We start from the raw sequence: 17,330 nt of genomic DNA, 5'->3' as shown, positions 1-17,330 counted from the left end.
GTTCTTACTACTCGGGCTGCTTGTGATCGTCGCATCTACAGGTCTGTTTGTTGGGGCAGCTTCACTCTCGGTTTCCCAAGTCATCGAGCTTCTAATTGCGTTTTCCAGTGACGATTTTGTTATTCACCAATATCGATTTCCGCGTATGTTGCTCGCTATTTTTGTGGGGGCTGGGTTAGGGCTTTCTGGCGTATTAGTCCAAGGGGTTATACGCAACCCACTAGCGTCYCCTGACCTTATGGGGATCAGTGCAGGGGCTGGGCTTGCCGCGACAGCGAGTTTAGTTTTGTTCCCTAATGCGCCAATCACTATCCTTCCTCTGGTGGCGATGTTCGGCGGAATTTTCGCTGCAGGGCTTATCGGGCTACTAGCATGGTGGACAAGACCCACCCCTGCCAAGTTGGCCTTAATAGGCATTGCGGTGAGTGCGTTTCTGGCGAGTTGTATTGATTTCTTACTGGTTACCAACCCTATTGAAATCAACACGGCGATGGTATGGCTAACGGGCAGTCTTTGGGGACGAAATTGGCAGCAAGTTCCCTTTATTTGGAGTGCATTAGTTTTATTAGTGCCACTAGCGATGTGGCTAGCTTGGCGCTTAGATGTGATGGGGCTTGGAGAGGAAAGTGCAACGACATTGGGGACTAAGCCGAAACAGATCCAAACCCTTGCATTGTTGGCTGCAGTATTGCTTGCCAGTATCAGCGTTTCTGTGGCTGGAACCATCAGTTTTGTTGGTCTGTTAGCACCTCATTTAGCACGCTTGTTGTTTGGCCATAATCATAAGTTGTTGATCCCAGCTTCTGCTCTGTTGGGGGCTATTTTGGTCACATGCGCTGATGGGCTTGCGAGAGGGCTACAGCCACCCATAGAACTGCCTGCAGGGGTTCTCACTTCTGTAATTGGCGCGCCTTATTTTATCTTTCTACTTTATCGTTATCGAGGTTGGTAACCATGCTTAAAACGCAGAACCTTTCTGTCGCGTACGGAAAGCAAACAATCATACCGAACCTTTCTTTATCTATTCCTAAGGGTAAGATTACCGCATTAATCGGGCCAAATGGGTGTGGTAAATCGACCTTGTTGAAAGCGTTAGTTCGAGTTAATAAACCTACGGCAGGTGATGTGTTGTTTAACGACAAACCACTATCCAGCTATGGTGATAAAATTCTCGCGCGTTCGTTGTCACTCTTGCCACAAATCTTGGTCAGCCCAGAAGGTATCACGGTAAGAAAGCTCGTAGAGTACGGCCGATCTCCTTATGTCTCTCATTGGGGAAGGTTAGGCCAAGAAGATAAAAAACTTGTTGAGCAAGCGATGCGAGATACTGGCGTACTTGAATATGCAGATAAGCTAGTGGAGTCCTTATCTGGTGGTCAACGTCAAAGAGCGTGGATTGCTATGATTTTGGCGCAAGACACGGACATCGTGATGCTTGATGAACCCACCACGTACCTGGATATGTCACACCAGGTTGAATTAATGAATCTGATGCAGCAGATGAATGACAAAGGCAAAACGGTGGTTGTGGTGCTACACGACCTCAACCAAGCATGTCGTTACTGCGACCACTTGGTTGTTATGGAGCAAGGACGTTTAGTTACTGAAGGTACGCCAGATGAGGTGATGACAGAAGCATTGCTTAGTCGAGTTTTCGACCTTAAAGCGAATGTATTCCGTGACCCTATCGCAAATACACCGATGTGCGTGGCGGTTTAAACCCTACCTCAAATGAGGGTGGGACTGGTCAATTTTCCCACCGATATAAAAAGACCCTCAAAACTTATTGAGGGTCTTTTTTTGCAATCACCAGTTTGTTCAATGGATCATTTCTTTAGCTGTTCAGTATGAGTTAACGATCTATTTCACGAACTGAACCCGCTAGTTACTATCAGTTTTAGAAGTGCTAGATGTGACGCCTTTTTCTAACCAAGTATTGAGCACATGACTCAGAGCGTTCAATGAAGTCGGTTTACCTAAACGCCCATCCATCAGCTTGCTAATCATGTTTAGCTCATGCTCCCCAGATTCACCAGAAAGTGCAATTATTGGAGTGTTCGGAGAGTGCGCTTTTATTATCTTACTTGCATCAAAGCCATCCATTACTGGCATTTGAACATCCATCAAGATCAAATCTACTTGGTTTGCTTTAAAGGTCTTTACGGCATTTTCACCGTTGTTTGCTTGTAAGCTGTTAACGCCAAGCCTATCTAGGTACATTTGAACAAGTGTACGCTGTACCTCTTTATCATCGACGATGAGCACTGTTGGTGCTTGGTTTTTTTTCGGTGCTAGGCTCTCTTTTTGTGCATGAGCTTCGAGCTTATGCTCCGTCGGTGTTCGTTTTTGTTTCCAGTTGCTGAAATAAGGCGTTCGAAGCGCTTCTGCTTCTGGTGCATTCGGAACGATAGGGAAGTACAAGTGGAACTCAGTAAATTCACCCAATTTAGACTTACATTCAATCCTGCCGCCAAACGAGCGCATTACGCGTTGGCAATAGCCTAGCCCTAAGCCACTTCCGCCACTTTTCTGGTAAGAGAAAAAGTCGTCGAAGATCTTACCAGCAATGGTTTCGTCAATACCCGGGCCAGAATCTCGGAATATTAAAACGTTCTCATACGAGGCTGTTTTGGTGCTAATTTCAATCTTGCTGTCTGGGTAGGAATCAAAATAATAGATCGCATTACGTATCAGGTTGAAAATAACAAAGTTGAATAAGGTCTCATTTACCTTTGCTACAAAATCAGCATGTTGCGGTAAACAAATTCTCTCAATAATTTTTTCGTTTTCAAAACCGTAGTGACTTACAGCCTGATCGACGGCTTTATGTATCGAGGTCATCGAAACTGGCTCATGTTCTGGTGAGCTGTCACTGACCTCTCTCAGAATGATATCAATCAACTGTCGCCCGCGTTGGATTGCTGCTTGCCCTTGTTCAATATCTAGCTTGAACTGTTTAGCGGGTGATTGATTATCAATGTGCTGTTTCAAAACTTCAAAATGCAACTGTACTTGAGCAAGCGGGTTACGCATTTCATGAGCTATCGAGTTAGCGAGTGCTCGGCTTTGGCGGATGCGTCTATCTGCTTCAATAGTACTTTGTACGCGAGTTAATAAGGTCTGTAGGGCTGAGATCTCTTCATTAGAGAACATCTGATTGTTGCTCTTATGTTGTGATATCAGTAAGTGTGTGACCGACTTACCTTGACCGAATAGAGGCATGACCAATGCGATGTTGTTCGAACTCATCTTATCGTAGAGTGCTTTGATAGAGCGCTTAGCCGAAACTTTAAAATTGGATTCTTCAGAAAGCTCATCAAACACCAGTACAGATTTTCGTGATGAAAGGTAATCTTCGTAGAAAGTTTCGTTGTAGTTACTGCTTACTAGGCTTAATTTTTCGTTTGGGATTTGTAGTAAGTTGCCCAAATTACGCATCGCGTCATCAATCGATAGCTTGAAATCTTCTTCCAATGCAAGGATCTGCTGTACTGGCGTCTTCTTATTTCCGAAAATAAAGAAAGAAGCGTATCGACTCATACGTTTGTAGAGGGGCTGCCAGAACATACCGATAAGAGCATAAATCGGTATCGCAATCAGCAATTGAGTTGTGTCGCTTAATAGGATGAATGTGGCACTAAAAGGTATGATCAAAATCGCGTAGACCAATAGCGCATTGAGACATATGTAACAGAGGTATTTCCCACTGTAGAAACGAGAGGTTAACAAGGCATAACCAACAAAGAACATTTCACTGATGGATAGCGCAGGTGGTAGCCAAGTTAGCGAGAAGTCTTGCAGGAAGTAAGTCACGCCAAGGTGAATGGTTACAGTCGAAACCATGAACACCAGAATGCCCGCAATCATGTAGTTTGTTTTGGCTAAAGTTAGTTTACTGCCGCTGGTGCGCATTGCCATTAGGTTGGCAAAGGTAAGGACAACTAAGCTCATTAGTCCAATAAAAAAGTACGACGTATGAGGGCCAAACTCGATAATGAATTGGCTTGGACCAGTAATCTCAACGTGCTTAACGGTCAACTCCGGGCTCAAATTGATATAGAGAGAATAGACTGTTAGGGCGACAAAAACAGCTTGTTGCCAAAGGTATACTTTACCACTGCGTTGTTCGGCTGCGAGCTGACAAGAAAAGTAGTAGGCACAAGCAAACGCGAGGAAAGAGGCGAGATTGGCAAATTTTGCCGCAAACACGCCAGCGGAAGCTCCAAGAATGGGCAATAAGTCGGTATGGAAGTAGGCGTTGCTGCTGATCCACGCGATAATGCAGATCGAGTACGCGATGTAAGATAGATGGTGAGTACCAATGATCACTTCGCTCTTTTGTTTTAGACGATAGCAATAGTAAAAAAGCCATATCACCACCATTGCCACGGCTGCTAAGAGCGTTAACGCTTTGGCATAGGTGATCGCCTCTAGGCTGAAATCAAACATGTACGCCCTTTTCTACTGAACTGTGTTTACGGCACTCACGAACTGTACGTTTGTAGCTATGAAAGTCGGTATCATTGAATACTGTTGCCATCATCTCAAAATTCCAGAACCCGCGGTAAACTGTTGTGCCGTCGCCATTTAACTCGCAATATCCAGAATGGAAATACGCTGTTGGGTCGATAGCTTGATAAAATTTGAGCATGAAAGGTTGCTCGATGATGGTGAAGCCGATTTTGTACCCTACTTGATGCATTAGACTCATTAGCTCTTTCTGAGCGAGATAGAGGAAGTAGAGCTTTTGCTGAGTGTTTCCGCTCACTGTCAGGCGCAGCACTTCACATACCGCTTTCTTATCGGACAATTGTAACTGGAATTCTTTATCAAATTCTGGGAGAGAGTAACATTTTGACAGTGTCGGTGGGGTGAAAAGCTGTTGTCCTACTAATTCATCAAAACCATGTTTGGGTAAGCAGTAGTGCCAATGCGTATTGCTGAACTGTGGCGCGTAGCTTAACCAAGTTCCACTTGTAGACCAGTCTTGAATGAGCGCAGAAGAGAGCAATGTAGGAAACTCTTCACCTACTGGGTGTTTGAGTAAAATAAAGTGCTCACCGGCTTGAGAAAGTGAAAGCAAAGGCAGCATCTCGTACCATTTTTCACCCTGTATAAAAACCTCAAGGTTGCTTAAAACAATCGCGTCTTTGATTGGCATTCCCTGCGGATGGCTGGGAGTTTGTACCAAAAGTTGAGCATCTTCTATCTGATCGATTATTGCACCATAGTAAGCACTATCTTTAAGGGGAAGGCTCGGGTGTGAAGGTGCGCTAGTATCCAGTGGTGATTGTGCTTTGATTGCGGCAATCTCACACTCACACCAAAACTCTAACCAATGCGAGTAACACTGGCTAGCGACTTCTTCGAGTAGAGTTATTTCCTCAGATAAGCTATTTGGGTAACGCTGAATCAGTTCTCGATAGTCTATTGATGCAAATAAAACGGAGAAACTTTTGTTTTGATGCTCAGGGTATAGAGAGGCTAATAGGTCTCTGCGATAGTCTGTCACTGTTTGGAAAAGAACAGCACGTTCTTGAGGTTGATAATTACTGATCACGAGATCTACCAGCGCTAGCTTCTTTTTCTCGATAGGTAGACTGCTAGCCGACAGTGAGCCTAAAGACGACGTCAATTTCATGGAGTGAACTAAGCCTTAGTGATTTTATTTATGTTTATACCGGTCAACGAGACATGGGTTTCAGTAAGATAATGAGAGGATTTTCAGACGTTTTTAATTCGACTTCAATGTCATGCCTCAAATTACCTTCAATTGTTCATTTTTAGTATCAGCGCTAATTGTACTTTTATTTGGAATGGTATTCTGTGTGGTAGAGTAAATGATATTTTTAGTTTTTGAAACCTTAATTGAAACATTCTATTGAGATAGGCATTCAGCGAAATAAGGATGTGCAAGGTACGCTTTCAGCTGTTTTTATTCCAACCGATCTCTATTTATTGTCGCTTATTGTATCGGGTGCAGTGAAAACTGAACGGCTTTCTCATACAATTTTAGATGAAATAAAAGCGGTCTACGAAGATTGGAAAGAGAGTATGGAGGGCGTAGTTGCCCAGATGATATTGCTTGTACAGTTGAGTTTGCTTACTAACAACCGCAAGGGGTATATTTTCGCGAGAACGTGGTTACGGCGATGCGTTAACAGCCCAAAAACACCGTTATAGCCTTTATATTGAGCCTCGAGCTATCGAGGCTTTCTTCTATTAGAAGGTTGAATGACCTAGTAATTCAATTCCTTACTTGGTTTTTCTTTAGGCTGATGTTTGAAATACGGAGTGGAATACTATGATCGTTAAATTTCAAACTCAGGTCTTGTCATTCTTCTCAGGAAAACGACTCTGACGTTGTCGTATATCCAGTTAAAGGTGAATGCGTAAATAGTGATAAATATGGTTACACCAATATCCATCATAAAAGCTTCCCAGATACTAACGCTTAATAAGTGGGCCATAACGGGAACTGTTGCGAGCAGTAACCCTAGCTCAAATAAAATCACGTGAAAAAGGCGTAATGAAAGAGTACGTTGTGCTTTTTCTCCTGGAAAAAACAGATCGAATCCCCAGTTATAAATAAAATTCCAAATCATCGCGATGGTTGCAATAACTATCATGGTTCCTGATAAGGAGGTCACGTCATGAGTAGTGAACATAGCCAGCCCTATTATGGACATTGATACTGCTAGTACTTCAAATAATACAGCGTGGAAAATTCGCTCGTTGGTTTTCATAGCATTACTCTAGTAATTATAGATATATGTGGAAATAGAAAAAATGAAATTATAGGGAGTGGATGAAAGAGATAAAGTTAGCAGCTATCACAGTTCGTGATAGTCTTGATGATTGTTCTATTTAGTGAGGCAACGACATGTACAGCTTTGAGCAGTTGAAAATCTTTGTCACCGTTTGTGAAAGTGGGTCATTCTCGGCAGCGGCTCGTCAATTAAAGCGTGCTCAGTCAGGTGTGAGCCAAGCCATCGCTAACTTAGAGATCTCTATTAACCAAGAGCTGTTTAACAGGCAAAAAAACACACCAGTTTTGACAGAAAAAGGCAAAGCATTGCTGCCAATTGCTCAATCAATTTTGCATCAACAACAATACTTTGATCAAAAAGTAGAATCGTTAGAAAGAGAGCATGAATACGAACTCGTTATCGCGATAGATGAAAGCTTAATTAATGATGATTTATTGCAACTATTGGCTAGGTTAGCTGATAAGTTTCCCGTAACTGATGTGGAAATTATTACCACTTCTACATTTGATGTTGAAAAGTTAGTGAGGGAAGGAAAAGCGCAGGTTGGTATTGTGTATGCCGATGGTGAACTTAAAGTGGATATGGATTTTTTTACATTAGGCCAAACTCGCTTTCTGACTGTGGTGGCACCTGATCATGCATTAGCGGCTTTACCTGTCGTGACTGATGCAGCGTTAAAAGGGCATCGGCAATTAGTGCATCGCAGCTCAGATCGTCAAGAACTATGGTTTAGCTATGGGATAAGCTCAAAGCTATGGTACGCCAATACTCACCAAACCTTGCTTGATTTAGCTTGTCGGGGAGTTGGCTGGACAATTGCCCCTGAACAAACGGTAACAGAGCTACTCGCTGATAATAAATTAGTTGCTTTGCCTATTGCCCATGAGTTTGATGGTTGGCTTACCCCTATGGGCTGTTTAGTATCACGGCGTCATGCTAGTGGCCCGGTATTGGAAGATTTGTTGTTGTCACTACAAACCTTAAGTCAAAAAGTCGTGCACCCGTAAAGTGTATAGCCTTTTTCCTTTTAGCAACTTCATTTATGCTATTCAGCTTATTTACGTTCTGATTATGTACACGTAGAACGTCAGATATTAAACCGTAAACTGATTTACGAGCACTTTTAGCCCCGCGGCTTTTTCATCGAGTTGTTTTGCTGAAGTTGCAGCAATAATTGCTTGCTCGTTGGCTTTTTTGGATACCCCTGATACCGAGTCTACATGTTGACTTACTTCGTTACTGGCTAACGACTGCTCTTCAGAAGCTGCAGCAATGCTATCTATCATTACTGCGACATCGTGTGCGCTTCGAACAATATCTTCCAAACTTGTCCCCGCTTTTTGAGCCAATACCAGTCCTTCTTGTACATGAGACATTCCTGAGCCCATCTTATCGACGGCCACTTTTGTGTCGTTTTGAATTGCTTCAATGGATACGGTGATTTCTTGGGTTGCCGATGTGGTTCTATCGGCGAGTGCTCTGACTTCATCTGCGACTACTGCAAAACCTCGCCCAGCTTCACCTGCTCGGGCGGCTTCTATAGCGGCATTGAGCGCAAGTAGATTTGTTTGTTCTGCGATATCGTTGATAACATTGATAATCTCTCCAATTTTAGCACCTCGTTTCCCTAATTCAGCAACACTGGTCGAAGAGGCCGATACTGCCTCATTGATTAAGGTCATCCCTTCAATCGTATTTTTAACCACGGCACCGCCCGAGTTTGCACTTTCGCCAGCATTTTGAGCGCTGGAGGTTGCGTCGGAAGATTTTTGAGCAACCTCTTGGATACTGATTGCTATTTGTTCGATGGACTCTGAAATTTGTGCTACTTGTTCTGCTTGTTGAGAAAGGTCTTGTGCCATCAGTTCATTCGCGTGTGTGATAGATTTAGCTCCCGCCGCGACTTCATCGGTTGTATTCAGCACTTGCTTAAGCGCACTCTGAGTTTTAATTACGGCTTGATTGTAACTGCTCGCCATTTTTCCTAGTTCATCGTTAGTCTCGACCTCGATGGTATGCGTTAGATTACCGTCGGCTAAAGTGGACAGCCCACGAGCAACCTGACTGACGGGTTTAACTATTGAATTTAATACAACCCAAGATACGGTGACACCAAGAACGACAGCAATGGCTAACCCAACCAAAATGGTCGTATTGGTGTTCTTCGCTGCGTTCTGTGCAGACGCTTGGCGCTCTACCATCAGTTGTTTTTCAATATCGATAAATGCTTTGATCTGCTCTCGAAATTTATCAAAATATACTTTGCCTCTTGCTTCACCGATCAAAGCAGCCATGTCATTCATTGTTTTTGCGTCTCCAATATCGGTTCGTAATGCTATATTGGGTTGGACTACATTTGATTGCCATTCACTGATGGTAGAGAACATTGAGTCTAAAAGTGCGACTTGAGCAGGGTTGTCTGAAACCGTGTTTTTTTGGTCCACGATAAGTTCATCAAAGTGTTGTCTCCCTTGTAGGTAAGGATCCAAAAACTCTTGTTTTCCAGCAAGTAGATAACCGCGCATTCCAGTTTCCATATCAACGGCGGAGGCTAAGATATTTTGAGCGGTCATGATGACCTGGTAAGTGTGATTAACCCAGTCGCTAGCGATTTCGAGCTCGTCAATGAAATCCGCCATGCTGGTAAACTCACGTTGGCTGATATTGTCTTTAGCGCTAATCTTCTCCAACAATATGATGCTATTAGAAAAGTTGACACTATTTTCCGTTTGTCTTTGATCTAATAGTAAGCGCTCTCGTTCAATAAAAAGAGAAATTTGGTCGCGGAATTTGTCGAAATATACTTTCCCTTTCGCTTCAGTTGTGAGGTCTGCAATGTCATCCATGGTTTTGGCATTACCGATTTCTCGTCGAAGCTGTATTGCTGGTTCAGTTACTTTGGAAATCCATTCATTGATATTAGCGTTAATGACATCGAGTCGTTGAACTTGAGCAGGGTTATCATTAACCGTCTGCTTTAGGCTTGAAATATATGTAGAAAATGATTTTTGGCCATTAACGTAGGGGGCTAAGAATTCTTCTTTTCCAGCTAAGAGGTACCCCCGCATTCCGGTTTCCATATCAACAGCGGCCGCTTCTATTTTCATCGCCTGTTGGATGACTTTGTGAGTATGATCCACCATGGCACTCGAGCTCACTTGTGAGTTAGAGCTTGTAATAGCAATAAAGGAAAGAAAGACCAATAGTATTAGTGGGATCCCAGTACCAAGGGCGATTTTGTACCGTATAGATAAATTATTAATAAACATAAGCTTACCTTTAATCCGAAAAATTAGAGGAGGTAAGGCGAAATAAGCCATTATATTTGCCGTTAGACGCTCTGGTCGCTGCTGCTAACAAGGCATGAAATTATTTAGATGTTTTGTTAGTTTGAGCTCTTATAGTTATAGGCAGCAATTTTACATAAAGCGACTAGCGAGATACGGAATTTGAAGAAAAGCATACTCATTACAGAATGAAGTTTTGGACACTAAGTGGGGTGGGGGAAGTTAGTCTATTGAATCGAAAGGAAGCTCGAAAATAAAACCCCACATTTAATGAATGTAGGGTTTGAAAAACGGCGCTGTTAAATTTTTAGAGGTTTAAACGCTAAACTCATGTTCAATTACGAAGTCTAGTGCGCCAGTAATTGCGGCGACCTGTGCATCGTTGCACTCTTCATCCGTTACTTTTTCGCTGTCTGGGTATACTTCTGTGGTTGTGCCATATTTACAGTTGGTCACGCCACCACATAGGCCTAGTTGTTTCATTGGGTAGTTAATTACACCATGTTGAGTTACTTCAGAACCGATAATTTTACCTTGGTCATCAGCTGGAGCAATGTGCGTTACTTTTTCTACTGAAGCAATAACAGCGGCTTGGAATTCTGGTACCGGGTTTTCAGTGTCACCAACGGTGTAGAAACCATCTGGGATCATGCCTTCAATGTATTCAATACCATCACGAGCAGCGAGTGCGGGTCTAAATTCTGTTTCATCTGAATCGGTCGTTTCGTGTAAGTCGACATGAACTAGAACGTCTTCAGGTAGAGAAGCGACTAATGAACGTAGGTTTTGTGATTCTTCTGCTGGAGTACCGTCATAAAATGAGCGGTTTGGGTCAACCGCGTTAGGGTTCCAACGGTTGATAACTTCGTATCCCCATGGGCTTACACAAGGAGCAACAACAATATTGAAGTGCTGTGAGTATTGTTCGGCCTGGGTTTCTACAAATTTGAGAGCGCCATGTACGCCGCTAGTCTCGTAACCATGAACACCACCAGTCACTAGAACAGTTGGCTTTGCTGAGTCCCAGTTCTTGGTTTTAATTGCGAACAGTGGGAAGCGGCTTGGATCATAGCTGAGTGAACCGTATTGCTCTACATCGAAGCGAGACGCTAGCGCTTTAATTTTAGGCACGACTTCTTGCTGATATTCACGTTTGATGGTGGTTTGTGCTCGCCATGCATCACGCTCTGGCTGTTGCCACTTTTGTCCAGGAGTTCCAATTGGGTACGAGTAACTACTTTGCATTGCCTTGCCTATATTGTGTCATCAAGTAATGCTAGAGAGGATAATCAGCGAGTCGCGATCAAGCAACTGATATTAGGTTCTATTATCGAAGGTCGGAAATTCAAGTAATGGACTAATGATTCAGTCTGGGATCTCAGGAGAATCATCTTTCGCGCTTATCACGGTATTACGACCATTATGTTTAGCTTGATAAAGTGCTTCATCTGCTCTTTGAATGACAGAATCCCAATCTTCATCGCAGTTAAGCTGTGAGACGCCAAAGCTCGCAGTCCATTTCCCTTTCTTCCCTGAAGCGAATCTTTGTCTTTCGATAGTCTGTCTAAGCTTGTGAGCGGCCTTTACAGCGTTCGTTACATTAGTATCGGGCAATAAAATCAAAAACTCCTCGCCTCCATAGCGAAATGCAAGGTCTTGTCTACGGAGCTTACGCTTTAGGATTGAGCCCATACCTCTAAGTACTTTATCGCCGATATGGTGACCAAAATTGTCGTTAATATCTTTGAAATGGTCTATATCTGCGATGATCACCGAAAGCTCTGTGTTATGCCTATGGGAGCGGGCGAGCTCTCTTGGAACTATTTCCTCCATTGCGCGGCGATTGTATATTTGAGTAAGGCTGTCTTTCATAGAAGTGTTGTAGATTGCTGCGACGAGGCGAGCGTTGATCATCCATGTAAAAGTAAACCCGAGGGTGATGATTAAAATAACCATCATTAGAAAGGAAAGTTGGTGAATGTTACCAGCCAACAGGAAGTTATCGATATCTGGTTCAATGACGGTTAAGCCCGATCTGACCAGCATGAATAGGCTGTTACCCGCAAAGACACCTGCTAATAAGTAGGTGGCTAAGCGGAGGTCACTGACTTCCCCTTTTAACATAATGATGGCGCTCATACCGCRACATACGCTGATATAAGCACTAATCGTAATGRTTCTGGCGGTTGTAGATACAGAAAATAAACTGAAATAGATGAATAGAAAGCCTACGACTGGGAGTAATGAGAAGCCGATTATAGAATAAAGGAATGAAGAACCTCTGAACTGACATAAGCTGTGCACGATTAACGCGAATCCGAGTGCGATGGTAACGTTGGCAAGAATTTTTGATAACCAGAAAGGACTGTTATTACCAAAGCTCAATAATGCAAAGCCGATAGTGAACATCAAAATTGCAAACGCAAGAGTGATTAACCCAGGAATGTACTCCTGAATTCGTTGGATCAGTATTAAGCCTATGAAATAGGTAAAAGAAAGAATAACGATAATGATGCACAGTGTTCTGATATCTAAAAGAAATTCCATAGGCAGACCAATACAAGCATTGAATGAGCGATACGGTTTAAAGTCTAGACCAATTTCATTGTTTAGAAGTGCTGATGGGAATTAGAGGGTAAATTTGACAGGGCTTTAAAGTGAATTGAAATATGCGGTGAGTGATAGTCGTGTTAGCAAGGTAGCTGAACCCAAAAAGCCTTAACCATGGGCTAAGGCTTTTGTTTTCAGTCGTAGGGCTGAATTACTTTCTATTTAAGCGTTACTTTACTGCCCAAGCGATAGTTTCACCGCCACGGATTGGCACAACGATGTCTGAACCGAAAGGCATCGTTTCAGCAACATTCCATTCTTCTTTCACTAGAGTAATTGTGTCTGTGTTACGTGGGATACCGTAGAAGTCAGGACCATTGTGGCTTGCAAAAGCTTCTAGGTTCTCAATCTTACCTTCTAGCTCGAACACTTCAGCGTACAGTTCAACGGCTGCGTGCGCTGTGTATGAACCTGCACAACCACATGCTGACTCCTTTGCGCCTTTAGCGTGTGGCGCAGAGTCTGTTCCTAGGAAGAATTTTTTACTGCCGCTTGTCGCTGCTTCAATTAGCGCGATCTGGTGGGTGTTGCGCTTAAGAATTGGCAGGCRGTAGAAGTGTGGCTTAATACCACCAACTAACATGTGATTACGGTTATATAGCAGGTGATGAGCAGTGATCGTTGCTGCGACATTGTCGTTTGCGTTTTTAACGAAGTTTGCTGCATCAGCTGTTGTGATGTGTTCTAGAACAATTTTCAGGTTAGGGAAGTCGTTCACAATTGGTGCTAGAACTGTGTCTAGGAATTCTTTTTCACGGTCGAAAATATCAACATCGTGAGCAGTTACTTCACCGTGAACAAGCAGCAACATATCCACTTCTTGCATTGCTTCAAGTACATGGTAGATCTTCTTCGCTGACGTTACACCTGAGTCAGAGTTTGTCGTCGCGCCTGCTGGGTAAAGCTTAGCGGCTACAACTGCACCAGAAGCTTTTGCTTTGCGAATTTCATCAGGTGTTGTGTTATCTGTCAGGTAAAGTGCCATTAGTGGCTCAAATTGCTCACTAGGCTTTTGCGCCATGATGCGGTCACGGTAGGCAATTGCCATTTCGGTATCAGTTACCGGTGGGATAGTGTTTGGCATGATTAACGCTCGGCCATTGTAACGGCTGATATCGCGAACAGTATCTGTTAGCACATCGCCATCGCGAAGATGAACATGCCAGTCGTCAGGACGAGTAATCGTAAGTTGTGTCATTGAAAGCTCCCACCAATTGAATTGTGTTGTGATTGGAGCCTAAACGATACGAAATCTGTGAAAGCAATCGCTTCCGTTTAGGCGACAGGATGATAGAGGAAAACCCACAATATTTCATCCTATTTTTACCAATAAGGGCTAGGTGTACGTTCCTCACTCGGAGAAAGCGATTTCGGTAGGTGTTATATAAGCGAGCAGATACAAAACGAGCCTGCGGTTAGGCAGGCTCGTTTATGAATTACGGTTTGAATGGTTTTTAGGTTAGCGAGTAGCGACCCATAAGCCATGAATCATTCCCGGAACCCAGAAGAAAATCGTTAATACGATGTTGATGAGTAGGTCTTTACCTACTCCGCGAGCAAAAAATACACCCAGAGGCGGTAACAGTACACATAGAATGATCAGTACTAGCTTGTTCATAAATAATTCCCTTTAATGCGAGAGCAGAGGCTCTCATAAGCTTATGAATGTGAGTGTCATAACATCTCAGTCTCGTTCTGAGTTGTAAAGTGTTTTTTTGTAATCGATTACTCAAGTCGGAACAACGCTTTGGCTCTTTTTGTAAGCGTAAGAAGTAACATATTTAACTAGCAACAACGTTTTGTTAGCATGCCCTTAAAATTACAACATTGGATTAGTTATGTTTCAGTCGTCTTTGTCGCAAATTAATGTGTTTCCGGTTAAATCGGTTGGTGGAATTTCTCTGTCGACTTCATGGGTAGAAAAGCAAGGTTTGAGCTTTGACCGCCGGTTTATGTTGGCGTTGGCTGACGGAAATATGGTCACAGCACGTAAGTACCCTAAGATGGTTAAGGTAAGCTCTAGCTTACTTGCTGATGGTATTGTCTTTACTTACCCAGATGCTAAGCCCTTATTTGTCCGCTACGCTCAATTCAAAATGCAAGAAACCCCGGCGACAGTGTGGAAAGATAACTTTAATGCTTTCACCACAACAGACGAAGCGGATGACTGGTTCAGTGATGTACTTGGCATACGTGTAGAACTTCTTTTTACGGGCGAGCAGTCTAATCGTATCCGAGAAAAACTCGGCCACAACGTGAGCTTTGCAGATGGCTATCCACTCTTAGTTATCAGCCAAGCCTCATTAGATGAGCTAAACCGTCGAAGCCCTGAAGAGCACAGTATGGATCAGTTCCGTACGAACCTAGTTGTATCGGGTAACGAACCTTTTATTGAAGATAGCTGGAAAAGAATTCGTATTGGCGAGGTAGAGTTTGAAGCGGTTAAAGCTTGTGAGCGTTGCATACTAACAACCGTTGACGTTGATAAAGGTGAATTTAGGCCAACCAAAGAGCCGTTGAATACTTTTTCCACTTTCCGTGCGAATGAACGTGGTGGCGTTTTCTTTGGTCAAAACCTTGTTGCTAAAAATGAAGGTCTAATTCGTGTTGGCGACCCTATCGAAGTACTCGAAACCAAAGATAAAGAAGTGTATGAAGACACCTGGCAGGAGTCTTTGTTACTCACATGTGTTGAGCGAGAAGAAGTTGCTCGTGATTTTACGACATTTTGGTTAGAGCCAAGCAAGGGCGAAACGCCAAGCTACCAACCTGGGCAACATCTACCGATCGAAATTTCTGTTAATGGTGAACATGTAGCAAGGCGCTACACTTTATCATCTAGTCCATCTCGCCCTGGCCGTTTAGCTATTTCTGTTAAGCGTGTTGATAGTGGACGAGTGTCTAACTGGTTACAAGACCACCTACAAGTTGGCGACACCCTAAAAGCACAATCACCGGAAGGGGCGTTTTATTTAGAAGACAACCCACAAAAACCACTTTTGCTCTTATCGGCAGGTAGTGGTGTTACTCCGATGGTATCAATGCTGCGTTACCTTGCTGATAATAATCAGATACAAGATGTGGTCTTTTACCATCAATGCAGTAGTGAAGAAGATATTCCTTACCGTGAAGAACTTGAACTGATTAAGAAACAGCATCCTAATTTGAAGGTTATGTTGTCTTTGAGTCAACCTTCAAAGGAATGGGATAGCTTGAGTGGTCGTCTGAGTGTGGCACATTTGGCGAAAATTGAAGAACTTCACCACAGACAAGCATTTGTGTGTGGCCCTGATGGCTTTATGAAAAATGCTAAGTCTATGCTAATTCAGCTCGGGCTTTCTCCTGCGCATTACCACCAAGAGGCGTTCGGTGTAAGTCAGCAAGATAATGTAGAAGTAAAGCAATTGCAGCTTAGCCTAAATGGTTATCTGTTCGAAGGTAATAACCAATCGACATTGTTGGAGCAAGCTGAGTCTGCAGGACTATCCATTGCGAACAGCTGTAGAGCTGGGTTTTGTGGCGCGTGCAAAGTGACATTAGAATCTGGAAAAGTGCACCAACCAGATGTGCCAGCTCTTCAAGATGATGAACGAAATATGGGACAAGTACTGGCGTGCTGTTGTATTCCACAAACCGATATTGAAGTGGTTGATTAATCTAAGTCGTTCTAGCTAATAAAGCTAAATAAGAGAATAAAAGGGCGAGTATATTAACAATACTCGCCCTTTTTCTATTTGAAGTAATGAGTGGCTAAGGTTTAGTCGCGCACTTTAGTACTTTATGATCAGTCGTAAATCGTTGGAATTGGTTGACGCTTATGCTGCGTAGCTTTGTAAATTCCAACAAGACGGTCAGAAACTTCTTGAGAAACCTCTTTACCCTCTAAAAAGTCATCAATTTGGTCATAAGATAAATTTAGAGCATCCTCGTCAGCCTTTTGCGGAGCGAGCTCTTCAAGGTCGGCTGTTGGTACTTTTTTAACTAATTGCTCTGGTGCGCCTAACGTGGCTGCAAGCTCACGAACCTGGCGCTTATTTAGGCCAAACAGTGGTGCTAAGTCACAAGCACCGTCACCGAACTTAGTATAGAAACCTGTGATATTTTCAGCTGAATGGTCAGTGCCTATCACTAACCCGCCAACGTAGCCTGCGATTTCATATTGCGCGACCATACGAGCACGTGCTTTTACATTGCCCTTTACGAAATCAATTTTGCTTGATTGCTCAGGAAGTAAACCTGTGCCTTCTAGCGCAATATGAGAAGCTGAATGCAGCCCATCAACACCTGCTTTAATATTTACAGACACCGAGTGAGAAGGTTGGATAAAAGAAAGGGCAAGTTGCGCTTCATCTTCATCCTTTTGCTCACCGTAAGGTAGGCGAACGGCGATAAATTGGTAGTCATTGCTTGAAGATGACTCATTAAGGCTATTAACAGCAAGCTGAGCAAGTCGACCACATGTTGTGGAATCTACGCCACCGCTGATACCCAAGATCAGAGACTTACAACCTGATTGTTGAAGTTTTGTTTTAATGAACTCAACACGACGATCGATTTCGAAGTGGGGTTCAATTGATGGAAGCACACGCATTTCATCACGAATCAGTTGTTCCATTGTCTATCCTTTTCCTACAAGCAAAATAAAATACTAGTGGTATCATAC

Annotated in this window: 13 protein-coding genes; 4 read left to right on the top strand and 9 right to left on the bottom strand. The window is 43.2% G+C overall.

The window, feature by feature from the left end; all coding sequences use genetic code 11:
• A partial coding sequence (locus tag L4C33_RS11680; RefSeq protein ID WP_428812606.1) for a FecCD family ABC transporter permease occupies positions 1-952 on the top strand: 952 nt, incomplete at its 5' end.
• 2 nt (positions 953-954) lie between these two features.
• On the top strand, positions 955-1,719 hold the full coding sequence (gene fecE, locus L4C33_RS11675) for a Fe(3+) dicitrate ABC transporter ATP-binding protein FecE (RefSeq protein ID WP_428812605.1): 765 nt from the start codon (positions 955-957) through the stop codon (positions 1,717-1,719).
• Between the two features lie 162 nt (positions 1,720-1,881).
• Here fecE and luxN read toward each other — a convergent pair whose 3' ends face one another.
• The 3 genes from luxN to L4C33_RS11660 all read right to left on the bottom strand — a co-directional run bounded on the left by luxN (position 1,882) and on the right by L4C33_RS11660 (position 6,746).
• Positions 1,882-4,449, bottom strand: coding sequence for a quorum-sensing autoinducer 1 sensor kinase/phosphatase LuxN (gene luxN, locus L4C33_RS11670; RefSeq protein WP_428812604.1), 2,568 nt, complete (start codon positions 4,447-4,449; stop codon positions 1,882-1,884).
• Positions 4,442-5,641 (bottom strand): acyl-homoserine-lactone synthase, encoded by a 1,200-nt coding sequence (locus tag L4C33_RS11665; protein ID WP_428812603.1) that lies wholly within the window; start codon positions 5,639-5,641, stop codon positions 4,442-4,444. The genes luxN and L4C33_RS11665 overlap by 8 nt, the downstream gene beginning before the upstream one ends.
• A 670-nt stretch (positions 5,642-6,311) precedes the next feature.
• A complete protein-coding gene (locus L4C33_RS11660; protein ID WP_428812602.1) occupies positions 6,312-6,746 on the bottom strand; it encodes a PACE efflux transporter in 435 nt (144 codons plus the stop codon).
• A 137-nt stretch (positions 6,747-6,883) separates the two neighbouring features.
• Here L4C33_RS11660 and L4C33_RS11655 point away from each other — a divergent pair, with 137 nt between their 5' ends.
• Positions 6,884-7,777, top strand: coding sequence for a LysR family transcriptional regulator (locus L4C33_RS11655; protein WP_428812601.1), 894 nt, complete (start codon positions 6,884-6,886; stop codon positions 7,775-7,777).
• 87 nt (positions 7,778-7,864) lie between these two features.
• On the opposite strand, the gene L4C33_RS11650 is transcribed toward L4C33_RS11655, so the two are convergent.
• The 5 genes from L4C33_RS11650 to L4C33_RS11630 form a co-directional block, all read right to left on the bottom strand.
• Positions 7,865-10,039, bottom strand: a complete 2,175-nt coding sequence (locus tag L4C33_RS11650; protein WP_428812600.1) for a CHASE3 domain-containing protein — start codon at positions 10,037-10,039, stop codon at positions 7,865-7,867.
• Between the two features lie 333 nt (positions 10,040-10,372).
• On the bottom strand, positions 10,373-11,302 hold the full coding sequence (locus L4C33_RS11645) for a M14 family metallopeptidase (protein ID WP_428812599.1): 930 nt from the start codon (positions 11,300-11,302) through the stop codon (positions 10,373-10,375).
• A gap of 120 nt (positions 11,303-11,422) precedes the next feature.
• Positions 11,423-12,604: a GGDEF domain-containing protein gene (locus L4C33_RS11640; protein WP_428812598.1), complete on the bottom strand. Its 1,182-nt coding sequence runs from the start codon at positions 12,602-12,604 to the stop codon at positions 11,423-11,425.
• A gap of 232 nt (positions 12,605-12,836) precedes the next feature.
• The gene (pyrC, locus tag L4C33_RS11635) at positions 12,837-13,865 is read right to left on the bottom strand and encodes a dihydroorotase (RefSeq protein ID WP_428812597.1); all 1,029 of its coding nucleotides are present in this window, start codon (positions 13,863-13,865) and stop codon (positions 12,837-12,839) included.
• Positions 13,866-14,126: 261 nt separating this feature from the next.
• On the bottom strand, positions 14,127-14,285 hold the full coding sequence (locus L4C33_RS11630) for a YqaE/Pmp3 family membrane protein (protein ID WP_428812596.1): 159 nt from the start codon (positions 14,283-14,285) through the stop codon (positions 14,127-14,129).
• Between the two features lie 220 nt (positions 14,286-14,505).
• Here L4C33_RS11630 and L4C33_RS11625 point away from each other — a divergent pair, with 220 nt between their 5' ends.
• A complete protein-coding gene (locus L4C33_RS11625) occupies positions 14,506-16,323 on the top strand; it encodes an MOSC N-terminal beta barrel domain-containing protein (protein WP_428812595.1) in 1,818 nt (605 codons plus the stop codon).
• A 128-nt stretch (positions 16,324-16,451) separates the two neighbouring features.
• Here the strand turns inward: L4C33_RS11625 and nadE are convergent, their stop codons facing one another.
• On the bottom strand, positions 16,452-17,282 hold the full coding sequence (nadE, locus tag L4C33_RS11620; RefSeq protein WP_428812594.1) for an NAD(+) synthase: 831 nt from the start codon (positions 17,280-17,282) through the stop codon (positions 16,452-16,454).
• Between the last annotated feature and the right edge of the window lie 48 nt (positions 17,283-17,330).

It is taken from the genome of Vibrio makurazakiensis (genome assembly GCF_050337375.1).
In the GTDB taxonomy this organism is placed as follows: domain Bacteria; phylum Pseudomonadota; class Gammaproteobacteria; order Enterobacterales; family Vibrionaceae; genus Vibrio; species Vibrio makurazakiensis.
The sequence above is the reverse complement of the archived record's forward strand: the minus strand, read 5'-3'. Positions and strand labels throughout refer to the sequence as shown.

Coding starts and splice junctions, on each gene's coding strand:
- fecE (WP_428812605.1), top strand. CDS start 955: ATGCTTAAAACGCAGAACCTTTCTGTCGCGTACGGAAAGCAAACAATC.
- luxN (WP_428812604.1), bottom strand. CDS start 4,449: ATGTTTGATTTCAGCCTAGAGGCGATCACCTATGCCAAAGCGTTAACG.
- L4C33_RS11665 (WP_428812603.1), bottom strand. CDS start 5,641: ATGAAATTGACGTCGTCTTTAGGCTCACTGTCGGCTAGCAGTCTACCT.
- L4C33_RS11660 (WP_428812602.1), bottom strand. CDS start 6,746: ATGAAAACCAACGAGCGAATTTTCCACGCTGTATTATTTGAAGTACTA.
- L4C33_RS11655 (WP_428812601.1), top strand. CDS start 6,884: ATGTACAGCTTTGAGCAGTTGAAAATCTTTGTCACCGTTTGTGAAAGT.
- L4C33_RS11650 (WP_428812600.1), bottom strand. CDS start 10,039: ATGTTTATTAATAATTTATCTATACGGTACAAAATCGCCCTTGGTACT.
- L4C33_RS11645 (WP_428812599.1), bottom strand. CDS start 11,302: ATGCAAAGTAGTTACTCGTACCCAATTGGAACTCCTGGACAAAAGTGG.
- L4C33_RS11630 (WP_428812596.1), bottom strand. CDS start 14,285: ATGAACAAGCTAGTACTGATCATTCTATGTGTACTGTTACCGCCTCTG.
- L4C33_RS11625 (WP_428812595.1), top strand. CDS start 14,506: ATGTTTCAGTCGTCTTTGTCGCAAATTAATGTGTTTCCGGTTAAATCG.
- nadE (WP_428812594.1), bottom strand. CDS start 17,282: ATGGAACAACTGATTCGTGATGAAATGCGTGTGCTTCCATCAATTGAA.